Annotated in this window: 14 protein-coding genes; all 14 read right to left on the bottom strand. The window is 61.4% G+C overall.

The window, feature by feature from the left end; all coding sequences use genetic code 11:
* Positions 1 to 167 precede the first annotated feature (167 nt).
* Complete coding sequence (locus PCJ49_RS00220) at positions 168 to 3,701, bottom strand: formylglycine-generating enzyme family protein (RefSeq protein ID WP_269909173.1); 3,534 nt, start codon at positions 3,699 to 3,701, stop codon at positions 168 to 170.
* Positions 3,702 to 3,704: 3 nt separating this feature from the next.
* Entirely contained in the window at positions 3,705 to 4,676 is a 972-nt protein-coding gene (locus PCJ49_RS00215) for a MoxR family ATPase (RefSeq protein ID WP_269909172.1), read from the bottom strand.
* Positions 4,673 to 6,115 carry a hypothetical protein gene (locus tag PCJ49_RS00210; RefSeq protein WP_269909171.1) on the bottom strand — a complete coding sequence of 481 codons (1,443 nt, stop codon included), beginning with the start codon at positions 6,113 to 6,115 and terminating at the stop codon, positions 4,673 to 4,675. The genes PCJ49_RS00215 and PCJ49_RS00210 overlap by 4 nt, the downstream gene beginning before the upstream one ends.
* Positions 6,116 to 6,141: 26 nt before the next feature.
* Complete coding sequence (locus PCJ49_RS00205; RefSeq protein WP_269909170.1) at positions 6,142 to 6,468, bottom strand: trypco2 family protein; 327 nt, start codon at positions 6,466 to 6,468, stop codon at positions 6,142 to 6,144.
* A gap of 252 nt (positions 6,469 to 6,720) precedes the next feature.
* On the bottom strand, positions 6,721 to 7,272 hold the full coding sequence (locus PCJ49_RS00200; RefSeq protein ID WP_269909169.1) for an NUDIX domain-containing protein: 552 nt from the start codon (positions 7,270 to 7,272) through the stop codon (positions 6,721 to 6,723).
* A gap of 30 nt (positions 7,273 to 7,302) precedes the next feature.
* Entirely contained in the window at positions 7,303 to 8,520 is a 1,218-nt protein-coding gene (gene hemA / locus PCJ49_RS00195; RefSeq protein ID WP_269909168.1) for a 5-aminolevulinate synthase, read from the bottom strand.
* 31 nt (positions 8,521 to 8,551) lie between these two features.
* Positions 8,552 to 9,349, bottom strand: a complete 798-nt coding sequence (puhE, locus tag PCJ49_RS00190) for a putative photosynthetic complex assembly protein PuhE (protein WP_269909167.1) — start codon at positions 9,347 to 9,349, stop codon at positions 8,552 to 8,554.
* A gap of 6 nt (positions 9,350 to 9,355) precedes the next feature.
* Positions 9,356 to 10,462 (bottom strand): magnesium-protoporphyrin IX monomethyl ester (oxidative) cyclase, encoded by a 1,107-nt coding sequence (gene acsF / locus PCJ49_RS00185; RefSeq protein ID WP_269909166.1) that lies wholly within the window; start codon positions 10,460 to 10,462, stop codon positions 9,356 to 9,358.
* Entirely contained in the window at positions 10,459 to 10,764 is a 306-nt protein-coding gene (locus tag PCJ49_RS00180; RefSeq protein ID WP_269909165.1) for a hypothetical protein, read from the bottom strand. The genes acsF and PCJ49_RS00180 overlap by 4 nt, the downstream gene beginning before the upstream one ends.
* Entirely contained in the window at positions 10,761 to 11,258 is a 498-nt protein-coding gene (gene puhC / locus PCJ49_RS00175; protein ID WP_244559660.1) for a photosynthetic complex assembly protein PuhC, read from the bottom strand. Before puhC ends, PCJ49_RS00180 begins: the two co-directional genes overlap by 4 nt.
* Positions 11,259 to 11,264: 6 nt before the next feature.
* A complete protein-coding gene (puhB, locus tag PCJ49_RS00170; RefSeq protein WP_269909164.1) occupies positions 11,265 to 11,924 on the bottom strand; it encodes a photosynthetic complex putative assembly protein PuhB in 660 nt (219 codons plus the stop codon).
* Positions 11,921 to 12,706: a photosynthetic reaction center subunit H gene (gene puhA, locus PCJ49_RS00165; RefSeq protein ID WP_269909163.1), complete on the bottom strand. Its 786-nt coding sequence runs from the start codon at positions 12,704 to 12,706 to the stop codon at positions 11,921 to 11,923. The genes puhB and puhA overlap by 4 nt, the downstream gene beginning before the upstream one ends.
* 38 nt (positions 12,707 to 12,744) lie before the next feature.
* Positions 12,745 to 14,184 (bottom strand): BCD family MFS transporter, encoded by a 1,440-nt coding sequence (locus tag PCJ49_RS00160; protein ID WP_269909162.1) that lies wholly within the window; start codon positions 14,182 to 14,184, stop codon positions 12,745 to 12,747.
* Positions 14,181 to 14,894 (bottom strand): magnesium protoporphyrin IX methyltransferase, encoded by a 714-nt coding sequence (gene bchM, locus PCJ49_RS00155; RefSeq protein WP_269909161.1) that lies wholly within the window; start codon positions 14,892 to 14,894, stop codon positions 14,181 to 14,183. The genes PCJ49_RS00160 and bchM overlap by 4 nt, the downstream gene beginning before the upstream one ends.

Genomic DNA, 14,894 nt, shown 5'->3' with positions numbered 1-14,894 from the left:
CCTGTTCATCCCAAGACCCCCGCAGGACGGGCGGCAAGCCGGTGAGCGTTCGACGGGCGGCATTGGTGCGCAGACGTGGCCATGTCCATACGGTACTGTCCCGTTGCGCTAGGCCGAACATGTGTGGTGAAAAACGTCCTGCGCATGGCTGATCTTTCTCGTGGTCGTTATTTCTTGCGTTTCTTTGTAGCGGGCGTCTTCCCCGCTCCCCCCTCCGGGCCTGCCTGACCTTGGGTGCACCGGAAGCCAACATAGTCGTCGCTCCGGTCATCCGGGTGGTGCCAGTAGCGGACGGCCGCCCGCACATTGCGCGCGGAGTAGTCCCAGGAACCGCCGCGAAGCGAACGGTCTGCACCGTCCTCCGTCTCCCCCATGGAACCAGAGCCATAGTTGTACTCACCATTCGCACACCATTCCCAAACATTGCCCAACATATCGTACAGACCCCAGCCGTTGGGGGCCTTGATCCCAACGGGATGGGTTTGTTTCTCGCTGTTACCGGCATACCAGGCAATTGGATCAAGCGCCGAAGCGTTGTTCTTCCCGTCAATCTCAATCGGGCCAGTGTAAAGCGCCGTATCCGTGCCCGCACGGCAGGCATATTCCCACTGCGCCTCCGTCGGAAGGGTGAGCGACAGGCCGGGAACCATGCTGTTGATCCGCGTTATGAACCCCTGCGCATCGTGCCAACTCACCGTCTCTACCGGTCGATCCGGGGATTGGAACCGGCTGGGGTTATCCCCCATCACCGCCTGCCACAGCGCCTGTGTACAGGGCGTGTCAAACAGCCAAAAACCCTTGCTGATTGTCACCTCATGCACAGGGCCTTCATCATCCCACCGCCCCGGCTCATCCGCCGGTGATCCCATCAGGAACCGGCCCGGTGCCATCCAGCGCAGTCGCTGCGTTGCGCCCGCAATGTCAATGCGGGTCCACAGGCCGAACCGGTCGCGGCCGATGGCGCTGGCCCAATCGGGGCGGGTGATCTGTGCCAGTTGCAGTTCTTCGCAATCGCTGCGGATGATCAGGGCCGGGATGGCAGGCATTGGCACGAGCACGGCATCGGCACCCACCTGCACCACGCTGGTGCCTGGTCGCGGCAATGTCATTCCCGCCGCACCCCGGCGCTCCGCCAGCCGGGGCGAATGCGACAATGACCGCTCCGCTCCACCCTCCGGGCCATCCTGACTTAGGGCGCACCGGAAGCCAAAATCGAAGTTCCGGTCAAGCGGGTTGTACCAGCGGCGGTAGGCCGCCCGCACGAGGTCCGCGGGGTCGAACCAGGAACCGCCGCGAAGCGAACGGAGCGCACCGCGTTTAGTCTCGCCGATGGGATCAAGGAGAGAATCGGTGCTGTAGTCACGGTTGCAGTCTGCACACCATTCCAAAACATTACCCAACATATCGTACAGACCCCAACCATTCGGGGCCTTCATCCCAACGGGATGGGTGCCGCCCTTGGTATCGGGGTACTGTCGTTCGTTCCAATCCGAAATGTCGTGCCCATTCCTCAACTCGAACCCCTGGCCGCAATTGCCGCCATACCAGGCGATGGGGTCAAGCGCCGGGGCGTCATGTTTGCCCTTGATATCTATCGGGCCCGTGTAAAGCGCGGTCTCCGTGCCCGCACGGCAGGCATATTCCCACTGCGCCTCCGTCGGCAGAGAGAGCGACAGGCCGGAAACCATGCTGTTGAGCCGCTTAATAAATCCCTGCGCGTCGTTCCAGTTCACCTGCTCCACCGGTCGATCCGGGGATTGGAACCGGCTGGGGTTATCCCCCATCACCGCGTCCCACAGCGCCTGTGTACAGGGTGTGTCAAACAGCCAGAAACCCTTGCTGATTTTCACCTCATGCACAGGGCCTTCATTATCATACCGCCCGGGCTCATCCGCCGGTGATCCCATTCGGAACCGGCCCGGCGTGACCCAGCGCAGCCGCTGTGTCACGCCCGCGATGGTGAAACTGGCCCAGGCCCCAAACCGGTCATGGCCCCAATCACTGGCCCAGGCTGGGGCCTTGCCCCCCGGCCAGAAAGACGCGCGCGGGTCAGGCAGATCGTCACCGGCAATGGCAATAAGGCCGTTCACACTGCTGATGGTGGCCAGCGGGCTGCCCCCCGCTTCTGCACTGTCCGGCGGGGAAACCCGCAAATGCCCGCCCTGATGGTGCAGATGCAGGCGTTGCCGCACGGCATCAGGGCCGGGTGCGATGCTGCCGGGATCAAAGCCGCTGGGCGGTTCTGTGCTGGTGTTATTCGCGCGTGCATCCCACTGGTGCACGAAATGCCAGAACTGGTCCATGGCCTGCCGGATTTCCGGTTCCACCATATCCTTGGGCATTCGGGATAATAACCCACGCAAGCCCATGGCATAACCGGCGGCACGCTTTGGGTCATCCAAATTTGCCAAGGCTTGGCCAAGCTCGCGGAAGCGATGGATGGCCCGCTGGCGGTCTTTGGGATCGGGCAGATGCGCAGTACTGGCGGCGGAAAGGCTGAGGACTTCTTCACACCAGACATCGGGGGACAGGCCGGCCCGCCAGTCGCGGATCAGCGCCAGGACATGGCGCTGTATGTCCGCCGGATATTGGGCGAAATCCGTGCGCAGGCGGTTGGCTCCTTCGGCATCCAGCGATGCCGCGACGCTGGACTGGCTGGTGATGACACCATGCTGCCAGGCGGCCACCTCCGCCGCCACGCCGAAACCGCCCGCCCCTGGCAACCGCCGAACCTGCCGCAGCAGGCCCGGCTCCACCCGGACGGCGGGCGACAGCAGTGACAGCAGATATTCCGCCGGATCATGATTGGATGATGGCGGGGCCTGCCGCCCCTCCCAGGGAATCAGGTGCCAGATGCGTTGCAGGGAAGCGGGCCATTGGTGCGGCGCACAGGGCATCAGGGCCACGGGCACACAGCCCGCCGCGCGCAATGTGCGACCAAATTCCAGCCAATGCTGGACCAGGGGCTGCGCCGACCGGTCCAGACAGCCCAGGTCGCCCAGAACCAGCACAATGGTTCCCGCCGGCGGCGGGGCGTAATCCAGATGCTGGTTCCGTTCATCCATCGGCAACAGAAGCGTTGCCCCGTCCCAGCAACGCCAATGATCCACGCTGTTTTCCGGGAACAGGGGCATCAGCCAGCCCAGAAACTCATCCTGATCATGCCAGATTGGCACCAGCCGCCGGCTGCGATCATCAATCACCTGAATGGCGGCACCCCATTGCCGCCGCCGCAGCCGCGGAACCCGGTCAAGCTGCTGCGCCGTGGCGATGCGTGTTACGGCGTTCAGAATGTCGGGGCCACCATTGGGGCGGGCTTGCGCCATCCCCGACCTCAGCCGGGCCAACAGATGCGGCCAGGGTGACAGCGACGGCCATGGCGGCAGTTTGTCTGGCATCCCCGGCCCATCATCGACCGGGGCAGAATAAAGTTCCGGTTGTTCGGGGGCAGAAGAACGGTATTGGCGGGCAACGGGTTGCCAATAGGGTGGGGGGACGGTGTCGACCGCCTTTGCCGCCTCAATCACCTCGCCAGTAGCAGACATAGTGGCCGATATGGTCAGGGAAGCAGAGCCTTCCAGCTTCTCCGGCTTTGATGACTGGACCTGGAAACCCAGAAGGGCCGCCAATTGTTCTGGTGGGGTGGGGCATCCGCTGGCCAGTGCCCGCACCAGATCGGCCCGACCGTGCAGTGCCCGCATTGCTTACCCCTCGCCGCGATGGGTTTTCATGACAAAGGGGGCGATCTGTTCAATCAGACGCACCTGTTCCTCCGGCGCGTCCGGCGCCAGGGTGATGATGGCGCGCACCAGATCCAGATATTCCGCCTGTCCCGGCTTTGGACGGGCAATGTCGCCTGCCGCCGCTTGGCGATCATCCGCCAACTGTGCGGCGGCACGGGCCAGCATATCGGTGCTGGCCTTGGGGAAATGTGCCTGCCCCCGCGCGATCAGATGCGCGATCAACGCCTCCCGCTGCATCGGCAGGCTTAACCGCAGCGCCAGACATCGGCGCTGAAACGCGGCGGGCAATGCCCGCTCCTCATTACTGGTGATGATGATCAGGGGCGGGGTGTCTGCAGATTTGACCGGCTTGTCCCACCCGGTCGGCGTGAACTCCCCATTGCCCAGGACCTCCAACAGGCCATTGGGCAATTCCGGCTCCGCCTTGTCGATCTCATCAATCAACACCACACAGCCATTCGCCGGGTCACATCCCGGCGGCTGGTGTGGCGGCGGGCTTTTGGCCTTCTCAGCCTGTGCCTTCGCACTGTCCCAGTTTAGCGCCCACCAGAGCGGCCCTGGTGTCAGAAAATTCTCAACCGCCAAACGCTCTCGCACCTGCGTGTGGTTTTCCTCTGATTTCAAGGCACCGGCCAGTTGTGCCTCCGCCAGACGGCTGACGGCATCGAATTGCCAGACCAGATCCTGCGCCTCGGTCCGGGCGGTCACCACCTTCTGCACAAAGGCCCGCCGCAAGGCCGATGCCGCCGCGAGCGCCAACTGGCTTTTCCCGGTTCCGGGCTCCCCCAGCACCAAAAGCGGACGCCGGGCCGCCAGGGCCGCATTGATGGCATAGATGCTGTCCTGATCGAACACATGCACCTGTTCCGGCTGGCTGCCCAGCGGTGCAAGGGTTAGCGGTTGGCCGGTTGGTGTGGTCAAGAACTGCATCATTTCGTCCTGGCGGCGAGTTCGAGGAAGTATTTGATGGAGCTGGGAATGGTGCCTTCGTTTAAAACGACCGCATCATCGGCGCTGCGTGGAACCACGAAAAGCTTCTCAAATTTCTGCTTTAATTGAGACATTAATCTTAAAACAACAGGATCTTCTTTGCCTAGGTCATAAAGAAAAGTGATATATTTTGACTCAGCACTTTTCGATAATTGCTCTAGTCGTTTATTCACCACCTTGATCCGTATGTCAGAATTTGATTCCAATCCAGGAGAATATTCGTCTATCATATGCTTGGTTATATTGTCCACCGCCACCCCAACGTCAAAATGAAGCCCTTCTGTTGGAGGAGTAGGGATCGCATGTTTCGGCCTGAAAACCACCGGACCAGCACCCAGAACAGTCTCAACCTGTACAGCGCGTTTATCGTAAGAAGCCATGGCAATCTCCGCCATGTGCTCAGTGTGAATACCCACAGGATTAGGCTTCCAATTCTTAATATTTTGAGCACTCAAAGATCGAACAATTCCGCTGTCAACCGAACAAGGAAGGATAATAAATACTAATTCACATATAAATTGAACCGAAATATCATTCGGCCAATTCTTCCTATCCCACAATTTACAAATATACTCGAATATTTCGAGAATTTCTTTTGTTGATTTTTGCAGAATAGCCTGAAAAATATATGATACTATATTATTGTTTTTTCTGTTAATATTAAATTTATCTGCTAACTCTATGCATATAGATTCTTTGTTTTCTAATAATTTCATCAAATGTCGTTCGGCCGATTTCTTATATTCGCCAATATCAGAAAACCCAACAGCGTCACAAAATTCTTTATCGGTACATAAGGCCGCAACTCCCGTAGCACGAAGGCGAGCATTGCCAAAACCCTCGGGGCACTCAACAATTACACCCTTGATCATTCCCCCGACAAAGACCGGCGCACCCGACACCCCGCGCCACCCCCTGTCCAATGTTGTATTGGCATCAACATCCAATTCAAAATGACAATCGCTGCCGCCTGATGGCTGGAAACAGGTTCCCTTCAACGGGACCGAGGGTCGTTTATCGCATTCCTCCCCCACAAGTGCAAAGCCATGACTACTCCACTTCTCATCAGAGGTGGGGAGCAGGGATGAAATGGTACCGAACGGCCCAACGACCTCGGCCGGAAAATCACAAGAGAGTACCGCAAGATCAACCTTGTTTTCCGAAGGCACCCAAATATTCTTTACCTCTGCAGATGGCCGATTTCCCTCGGAGCCCAGATTGCGCCAGACTACCCTGACGCTTTCTTTTTCTTTTCCACCCTGACCTGATACAACATGGCGCGCGGTGAGTATCCGACCTTTCCAAATCGGATATCCAGTCCCAATTTCAACTCTGCCATCAGAAAATATAACTTCAACTCTCAATAATAGATCAGGATTCATTTTGCTATCTCGTGAAAATATTTATCTTAGTCAGTGAGAAGCTTAGAAATCCTGTCCCCTACAAGTGTATCCTTATTATTTCCATTCTTATCCACCGGCTCAAGCGTTAACTTGACCTTATGGGTGTTGGTACTTTTGGCGCTACCCCCCACTTCGCCGCCGATGCCGAGCACCTTGAAACTGGCCTTGCCGTTCCCGCTGATCTCGCAGGCAACGGTGAGTTCCAGCTCAATCCCTTTGACCTTGAAGCGCAACGCCTCACCATCACCGCGATTGATGGCATCCGCCAATTCCTTTCGCAGGGTGTCGATGGCATCCGCAATACCGACCGATTCGCTTGCAGCGATGTTCATGATTTCTTCTCTTTAAAGAATCAGATATAAATGAATGTACTACCAGAAGGGGCATGTCCCGCAAGCAAATTTAGGAGAAATTCTTTATGGCAGAACCTTGTTAATGCCCATGTCGGTGGAGGAAAGATGGAATCTGCTGTGCAATATTCATCCCAACAGCAAAGTGTGAAGGCGTGAATGACGGGCGGGAAGCAGCAAAAAGCTGAATAAAAATATATTTCCGGTGGCAAATTCCGAATAGTTCGGTGCGTGTCAGGCCACCCGCGCCGGGTGGTCGAAGGACAGGTCGGGGAAGCGCTGGAGGTAAATCCGCAGCCAGGGCGTGAAGCTCTGCGGTTGGCTGGCCACCTCGCGGCGCAGCTCGGCCACGCTGATCCAGCGCGTCGCCGCAACCTCAACCGGGTCAGGCGACGACACCAGACGGGTATGATCGGCCGAGGCGCTGAACAAGGTCACCCGTTCATGCTCCCGCAGCCCCTCACCAACATCGGCGGCGTAATCCACCGTCTGGTGCCGATGAAGTGGCAGGGAGATGCCCAGTTCCTCCCGCAATCGGCGCGCAGCGCAGGTTTCCACCGGTTCACGCCAATGCGGATGGGTGCAGCAGCTATTGGCCCACAGGCCGGCGCAATGATATTTACCCAGGGCTCGCCTTTGCAGAAGCAGCAGATCGCCATCGAAAACGAAGACGGACACGGCCAGATGAAGCTGGCCGGTGATGTGCGCCGCCATTTTCTCAATCGGAAACAGCGATCCGTCCGGGGCCACCGCCGGAATGATGATCGGCTTATCGATCATATCCATGGACGCCCCCTGCTGCTGCGCGCGCCCCCGTCAGGCAACCTGACGGGCCAGAGCGCATTGTGACCAGAGCGAGGATAGCGCGTCGGCCAGATGGCGGATATCGGCGTCGCTATGCAGCGGCGTGGGCGTGATGCGCAGCCGTTCGGTGCCCACCGGCACGGTGGGATAATTGATCGGCTGTACATAGATGCCGAACCGGTCCAGCAGAATGTCGGAAATCCATTTGCACTTGGCGGCATTGCCCACCATCACCGGCACAATATGGCTGGGATTGGGCATGTGCGGGATGCCGCGCGCGTCCAGCGCCTGGCGCACCTTGGCAACGGCGGCCTGGTGGCGGGCACGTTCCACCGGGCTTTCCTTCAGATGCCGGATCGCCGCCGCCGCCCCCGCCGCCAAGGCCGGCGGCAAGGCGGTGGTGAAGATGAAGCCGGAGGCAAAGGAGCGGACGAAATCAATCAAGGTCGCCGACCCGGTGATATAGCCGCCCATGACGCCATAGGCCTTGCCCAGCGTGCCCTCAATCACCGTGATGCGGTCCATCAACCCTTCACGTTCCGCCACGCCACCGCCGCGCGGCCCATACATGCCCACGGCATGAACCTCATCCAGATAGGTCAGCGCGCCGAATTCATGTGCGACGTCGCAAATCTCCCGGATCGGCGCGATATCGCCATCCATGGAATAGACGGATTCAAAGGCCACCATCTTGGGCAGCGTCGGATCATCCGCCGCCATCAACTGGCGCAGATGCCGGTAATCATTGTGGCGGAAGATACGGCGCTGGCAGCCGGAATGGCGGATGCCTTCAATCATGGAGGCATGGTTGAGCGCGTCGGAATAAACAATGATCCCCGGAATACGCGCCAGCAGCGTACCCAGGGCCGCCCAGTTGGAGACATAGCCGGAGGTGAAGATCAGGGCGGCTTCCTTGCCATGCAGGTCGGCCAGTTCCCGTTCCAACAGCACATGATAATGGTTGGTGCCGGAAATATTGCGGGTGCCGCCGGCGCCGGCCCCGCATTTGGCGATGATCTCCGTCATCCGGGCGGTCACCTTCGGGTGCTGGCCCATGCCCAGATAATCATTGGAACACCAGACGGTGACGTCCCCCGTCTCCCCATCGCCCCGGTGGACGGTCGCCGTCGGAAAGGCGCTGCATTGACGTTCCAGCTCAGCGAAGACGCGGTAATTGCCAGCGGTTTTCAGGTTGCTCAGTGCTTCCTGCATATGGGCGAAAACGTCCATCTCTCTCCCCTTTCCATCCCTGTAACCCGGTTTATGGCTGTTTGTCGGTTGCGTGTTTCACCCTGCCCGGCACCGCCCAGCGCCACAGCGCCGTGTCGGATACCGGCAGGACAAGGACCAGATGTTCCAGAATGGCCAGCGCCATGAAGGTTGCCAGCAATGAATGTCCAACCACGGAATGATCCTCTGTCGCCCGATGGGCCCAGAAGACCAGCAGAATGAACAGCGACACCGCCCCCGCCATCAGCAGATAGAAAAGCGGCGTCAGCCGGTCAGTCTTGAAATAGCTTTTCAGATGCGCGATGCGGCGCGGCATCAGCTCGCTGACCGCATTGGGCGCGCCGAAGAAGATCAGCAGCTTGGCGGAAATCCGCATCCCCCACAGCAAGCCAAAGGCCGCCAAGCCGAAAAGGTTCGGTCTGTCCGCCAGGGCAAACCACAGGGCGAAGCCGGTGATCAGGATAGCGATCTCATGATCGCAGATCGCCTCCCACGCCGCGCGGAAGCGGGCGAAGCCTGCCAGCGATGGCGGGCATTCCCCTGCCCGGCCGCCCATCAGCACGCCCGTCAGAAATGCCGCCTCATGCCAGGCCCAGACCAGCAGCGCCCCGAAGAACCCGGCATAGGAGCCCAGCGGCGTCACCTCCCCGGCCCCGAACCACATCAGGCCAATACCGGCACCGCCGAACAGGGTCATGACCGGCATGACCTGCCCCGGCCCCCAGCCGCCGCGTTCCGTGCGGTGGACCATGGCCAGCACAAGCCCGGTCGACAGCCACCAGACGATGACGGCAATCAGCACAACGATGGCCGGGTGGGCGAATTCCATGGCGCCCTACCAGACCGGCAGCAGGCGGGAGGTCGCGGGGATCGCGTTTGCCTTGGACGGGATCATGTACATGCGCAGGAAATTGCCGCCCGCCGCCGCCGCCCACCAGGCCTTGGTGAGGGCCCCCACCACACCGCCGCGCTGCTTGGCGGCGATGATGCGGCGGTTGATGCGCTCCATGCGCTTGAACCCTTCACGCAGGGCATCATTATCCAGATCCAGCACCAGCGGGAAGCACTGGCGCGAAATCTCCGATGTCAGGCGGAAAACCCGCATATCGTAATCATCGATATCCACACCCATGGCGGCATGAAAGGCGGGCCGCATATGGTCGCGCACATACATGGTGGTGAAGACGGCCAGCAGGAAGAACTTGATCCACAGCTTGTTGACACCCTGCAACAGCCGTTCATCGGAGCGGATGATCAGGGAAAACGCCTCGCCATGGGAGAATTCGTCGTTACACCATTCCTTGAACCATTTGAAAATCGGGTGGAACCGGCGGTCCGGGTGCTTTTCCAGATGGCGGAAGATGGTGATATAGCGGGCATAGCCGATCTTTTCCGACAGGTATGTCGCGTAATAAATGAATTTCGGTTTGAAATAGGTGTATTTCTTGGCCTTGGCCAGAAAGCCCATATTCACGCCAATGCCGAAATCCTTCAGCGCATCATTGATGAAGCTGGCATGGCGGGATTCATCCCGGCTCATATAGCCAAACAGCTCGCAGATTTCCTTATTGGTGCCCCGGCGTTTCATTTCCTTATACAGCACGCAGCCGGAAAATTCCGAAGTCAGGGAGGAGACGAGGAAATCGATCAGTTCCTCCCGCAAATCGGCGGGCAGGTCATTAATGTCGATATTGTCCCAATCGGCATTGCGGCGGAAATGGCCGCGGTTGGGGTCATTGCGCATCTGGGCGATCAGCCCGTCCCATTCCGCGCGCACCGGCTCCACATCGATCTTGTCCATCTCGTCAAAATCGGTGGTGTAGAAGCGCGGCGTCAGCATGGTGGAAACCAGCGCGCTGCGCGTGGTGTCATTGACCGCGGCCAGCTTTTCCTCAATGGAGGGTTCATGGTCGGGGAGATCGGCCCTCACTGCGTTGCTCATGACAATGCCCTCTCCGTGAAGTTGAATTCGCACAGTTCCAGCATGTCCAGGTCGCCGGTGGCGCGGGTCCAGGCGCGTTCCAGCGCGCCGGCGCGGGTGATGGTGGCCCGGCGGCGGAAGCTCTGGCTTTCGCCATAGGGGATTTGCACCGGCGCGCCATGCACCAGCACCTCATCGCCTGGATGGATGATCACGCCATTGTCAAAGCGCAGATGCGCGCCCAGCGCCTCGAACGTGTTGTTGATCTCGATGGTGCAATCGACACTCTCGCGCCGTCGCATCAGGGCAAAGACGGGGTTCATGGCTTTCCTCCCCCTTGCGGGCCAAGCAAGGCGGCAAAGGCCGCCGCATTGTCGCGGCCAAAGGCATCCAGATAGATGCGCTGGCCGGTGGCCGTGTCAGACAGGCTGACCCGGCCATTTTCCCAGCGGATCAGGCGATAGGCGGCCCCCTTGGGGGCGGCGGCCACATCGCGCATCCGCTCAAAGGCCCGCAGGGAGCCCCGGACAAAGCCCCCTTGATCGGGCGGATATGCTGCAATCACCGCCCCCGTCGCCGCATCGGTGACGACAACCTGATCGCCAGGGGCGCGGGTGATGGTGATATCGCGCACGGCCAGCGGCCGGCTTGCCCCCTCCCGCACCACGCCGATGCCCGTTACCTGGCCGAACAGCACGGCAGCGGTGGCGAACAGCAGAAAGGCGGCGGCGGCCAGCAATATCCAGCGCGGAAACCGGCTGGTCGCCCGCCGCTTCCGGCTGTCGAAATAACCCAGGCTGAGCGCGGATCGCATCATCCCCCCCTATTCCGCATCCAGGGCGTGCGGCATGGCATCAAGCGTATTGGCAGCGACCGGCAGCGACCGGACCTTGCCATGCTGGCCATAGGCCATGGCCAGAATGGCGGCGACGGCATCGGCATCGGCCAGACAGATCAGGGCGGGTTCCGGGGCGGCGAAGCGCCAACCGCGCACATGCGGCCATTGCACCATCCAGGACAGGCGATGGCCGGGGCGCAGGGCCAGGGCGATGCTGCCGGCCTTGCCGCCCAACCGGCCCAGTGCCACCGCGTTGATCTGGTTGAAGGGCAGGTTCAGGCTCATGGACAGGGCCACGCCGAACCGCATCACCACCCGCTGGCTGGTGATGGTGTAAAGCGTTGTCCGCTCCACCCCCCAGGCGAACAGTTCCAGCAGGCCCAGCGCCAGCGCCGCCAGCGCGATCAGCACGGCGACGGAGAACAGGATGCCGCCCAAAGGCTGGCCATCCGCCAGCCCCGCAGCGGCGGCCCACAGCGCCAGCAGCAGGAAATAGCCGCCGACCCAGAGGCTTTTCAACACATGCCGGGCCACCAGCCGGGCGGCGGGGCGCCCCTGCCAGAGGATTTGCTCCCCCGCCGGCAGGTGCCCCGGCAATCCAGGGATCGGCTCTATTTCATGTTCACGGGCGACGAACTGTTTCACAGCAGCGGCTCCTGTCTGTCAATCACCGCGTACAGCAGACCGGCACCGTAATAGGCGGCGATCTTGTCCTCCTCCCGCAGCGTCACGGTGCCGGTCTGGGCCGTGGCCGGCACGTCGGCGAACTGCGCAGCGGTGATGGCGTGGACATAAAGCTGTCGGCGATTGCCGCGCCCGCTGCGGATCACCACGAAATTATTGGGCAGCAGCACGTGGCGTGCCCCCTCGCCCGTGCCCAGCGCCACCTCGTAATAGCGGATCAGTTGCTCAGACCGATCAACCCAGACATCGCTGACCGTTCCCGCCACCTGCCCATCACAGGCAATGACGGGCAGGCCACGCGGATCGGTCTGCCCCGCCGCAATGGCGAAACCCTCGGCATGGCGCAGCGGCACGATGCGGGGATCGCCATGGGCGGTCATGTCCGGCCGTTCCGCCCGTTCCGCCCAGGAACCGGGGCCGATGCCGGCCAGCAGCGGGTTGCCCACCGGTTCCAGCGGATATCCCGACGCCTTGGCGATCCGGCGTCCCGACAGGGGCCTTGTGTCGCGTACAAAATCCGGCACCTGCTTGGTGCCCTGGCCATGGGGCAGGATGAAGGTTTTCTTCGGTGGGATGAACAGGAAGGGGTTCTTGTTGAACCGCCCGGTCGCGTCATCTTCCAACGGATAGCCTTCGCGCCGATCCTCCTGCCGGAGATACCAGAGAAGGCCGGCAAAGAAGATCCAGAAGGCATAAAGCACCATCTGGGCCACATCGAGGCTGCCGCCGAGAGAACCGATCATCTTTGTCCCTCCCATTTATAAGGCGCTGGTGCCGGCGGTCAGCCGGGCATCTCCGCCAGGCCCAAACGCATGTCATGTGAACCGCTTGCCCGATAGCGCCGGCCCGTCAGCGGGCCGATGGCGGCGAGGCAGACAAACAGCAGCAGAATTTCGAGCGCATAGACGGTGAGATAGCCCGCCGCCCTTGTCACCATCGCCTCACCCAGCGCGCCCTTCAGCGCCAGATTGTTGATGGCATTCTTGATCACCCCGCCCGCCAGCAGGCTGCATCCCATGGCCGTGGCCTGGACGGCACCCCAGGCCCCCACCACCATGCCACTGTCGGATCGGGCGGAAATCGCCATCGCCCCCAGCAGGGTGCCGACGGAAAACAGCCCGCCCCCGATCCCCACGCCGGCCGCCCCCGCATAGAACAGGCTGTGCAGTTCCAGCGGTTCGGCCAGGATGATGGCCGAAAAGGCGGTAATGCCGATCAGCAGGCCGCGCGCGGCGATGCGGTACATCTGCCCACCTGATTGCAGGCTTTTTGCCGCCCAGATAAAACCGATCATAGCGCCCGCCGCCCACAGGCCGGTCAGCAGCGTTGTCCGCCCCACCGACATGCCGAGAATTTCGCCGCCATAGGGTTCCAGCAGAATATCCTGCATGGAGAAAGCTGCCGACCCCACCGCCACCGTCAGCAGAAGGCGCAGCGTTCCCGGATCGCTGCGATAGCGGCCCAGCGCTTCCCAGAAGCCGGCGCGGTCGCCCCGGGTCGCCGTGAAAGCCGGGTTGCGCGCTTCCTGCTTCCAGATGGCGATGACATTCAGCGCGATGGTGAAGACCGCCGTGCCCTGGATCACCTGGATCAGATGTTTGGGCGAGAAATCCACCAGGGCGACAGAATAGAAGGCCGACGCCCCCATCATGCCGACCAGCAACATGACATAGAGCAGGGCCACCACCCGCGGCCGCTTTTCCGCCGGCACCAGATCGCTGGCCAGGGCCAACCCGGCTGTCTGGGACATATGCATTCCAAACCCGGTCAGCATGAAAGCCAGACAGGCCCCCACGGCCCCCGCCCATGCCGGCCCCACCGTCTGTGATTGCAGCAGCAGCAGGGCAAAGGGCATGATGGCCAGCCCGCCAAACTGCAACAGGCTGCCCAGCCAGACATAGGGAACGCGCCGCCAGCCCAGCACCGACCGGTGCGTGTCTGACCGGTAGCCAAAGAACAGCCGCAAGGGGGCCGCCAGCACCGGGATGGCGATGGCGGCCGACACCAGTTCGACCGGAACCCCCAGTTCAACAATCATCACCCGGTTCAAGGTGCCGTTCAGCAGCACCATCACGCAGCCCGCCGAAATCTGGAACAAGGCCAGCCGCAGCAGGCGGGCCAGCGGCATTTCCACCGACGCCGCATCCGCGAACGGCATGTAGCGGGTGCCCAGCTTCTGCCAGAGCCCGATCATTTTGCGGTTGGCGGCGGCGAGCTTCATGGCCGTGTGACCTCCATCGCCTGGGATTTGTAGAACCCGATGGAAACCCGTTCCGTCCGCCCCACCGACCAGCCCGCCATCTCCGGCCGGGAGACAAGCCCTGTGACCAGATCATCCGTATCGACCGGGTAAATGGCGGGGGAGCGGTTGCCGCGCGGGAAGGCGCGGCCGGCGGCCAGCATGGTGCGCAGGAAGCGCGAGCCGGGTGCCAGGGTGAAGGCCAGTTTACGCTCCGTGCGGGCCGCCAACTGTTCCAGCAGCCGCGTCGCATGGGGGGCGTCGTAATGGATCAGCACATCCATGGCCACCACGGCATCAAAGCGACCATGGCGGGGGTCCAACATATCACCGCTGGCAAAGCGCAGCGTGCCGGTACGACCGCCAACCGGGCATTGGTTGGTGGCCCGCTGGCGGGCGAATTCCACCATCTGCGCCGACAGGTCGATGCCCAGCACATCCGCGCCGCGATCCGCCAGTTCCAGCGACATGACGCCCGACCCACAGCCGGCATCCAGGATGCGCCAGCCGGTCAAATCCTGCGGCAACCAGCCCAGCAAGGTACGGCGCATCAGGTCGCGGCCCCGGCGCACGGTGGCGCGGATGCCGCTGACCGGCTGTTCCCCCGTCAGTTTCTTCCAGGCATCCAGCGCGGTGCGATCGAAGTAATGTTCGATCTCTCCGGTCCGGCGTATGTGGTCGACATGTGTCAT

Source organism: Niveispirillum sp. BGYR6 (assembly GCF_027568365.1).
Taxonomy (GTDB): Bacteria; Pseudomonadota; Alphaproteobacteria; order Azospirillales; family Azospirillaceae; genus Niveispirillum.
The sequence above is the reverse complement of the archived record's forward strand: the minus strand, read 5'-3'. Positions and strand labels throughout refer to the sequence as shown.

Excerpts from the sequence above, each read along its gene's own strand:
- PCJ49_RS00160 (WP_269909162.1), bottom strand. The coding sequence starts at position 14,184 with ATGAAGCTCGCCGCCGCCAACCGCAAAATGATCGGGCTCTGGCAGAAG.
- PCJ49_RS00205 (WP_269909170.1), bottom strand. The coding sequence starts at position 6,468 with ATGAACATCGCTGCAAGCGAATCGGTCGGTATTGCGGATGCCATCGAC.
- acsF (WP_269909166.1), bottom strand. The coding sequence starts at position 10,462 with ATGAGCAACGCAGTGAGGGCCGATCTCCCCGACCATGAACCCTCCATT.
- PCJ49_RS00180 (WP_269909165.1), bottom strand. The coding sequence starts at position 10,764 with ATGAACCCCGTCTTTGCCCTGATGCGACGGCGCGAGAGTGTCGATTGC.
- PCJ49_RS00220 (WP_269909173.1), bottom strand. The coding sequence starts at position 3,701 with ATGCGGGCACTGCACGGTCGGGCCGATCTGGTGCGGGCACTGGCCAGC.
- PCJ49_RS00200 (WP_269909169.1), bottom strand. The coding sequence starts at position 7,272 with ATGGATATGATCGATAAGCCGATCATCATTCCGGCGGTGGCCCCGGAC.
- PCJ49_RS00210 (WP_269909171.1), bottom strand. The coding sequence starts at position 6,115 with ATGAATCCTGATCTATTATTGAGAGTTGAAGTTATATTTTCTGATGGC.
- puhA (WP_269909163.1), bottom strand. The coding sequence starts at position 12,706 with ATGATCGGTTCTCTCGGCGGCAGCCTCGATGTGGCCCAGATGGTGCTT.
- bchM (WP_269909161.1), bottom strand. The coding sequence starts at position 14,894 with ATGACACATGTCGACCACATACGCCGGACCGGAGAGATCGAACATTAC.
- puhC (WP_244559660.1), bottom strand. The coding sequence starts at position 11,258 with ATGATGCGATCCGCGCTCAGCCTGGGTTATTTCGACAGCCGGAAGCGG.
- hemA (WP_269909168.1), bottom strand. The coding sequence starts at position 8,520 with ATGGACGTTTTCGCCCATATGCAGGAAGCACTGAGCAACCTGAAAACC.
- puhE (WP_269909167.1), bottom strand. The coding sequence starts at position 9,349 with ATGGAATTCGCCCACCCGGCCATCGTTGTGCTGATTGCCGTCATCGTC.
- PCJ49_RS00215 (WP_269909172.1), bottom strand. The coding sequence starts at position 4,676 with ATGATGCAGTTCTTGACCACACCAACCGGCCAACCGCTAACCCTTGCA.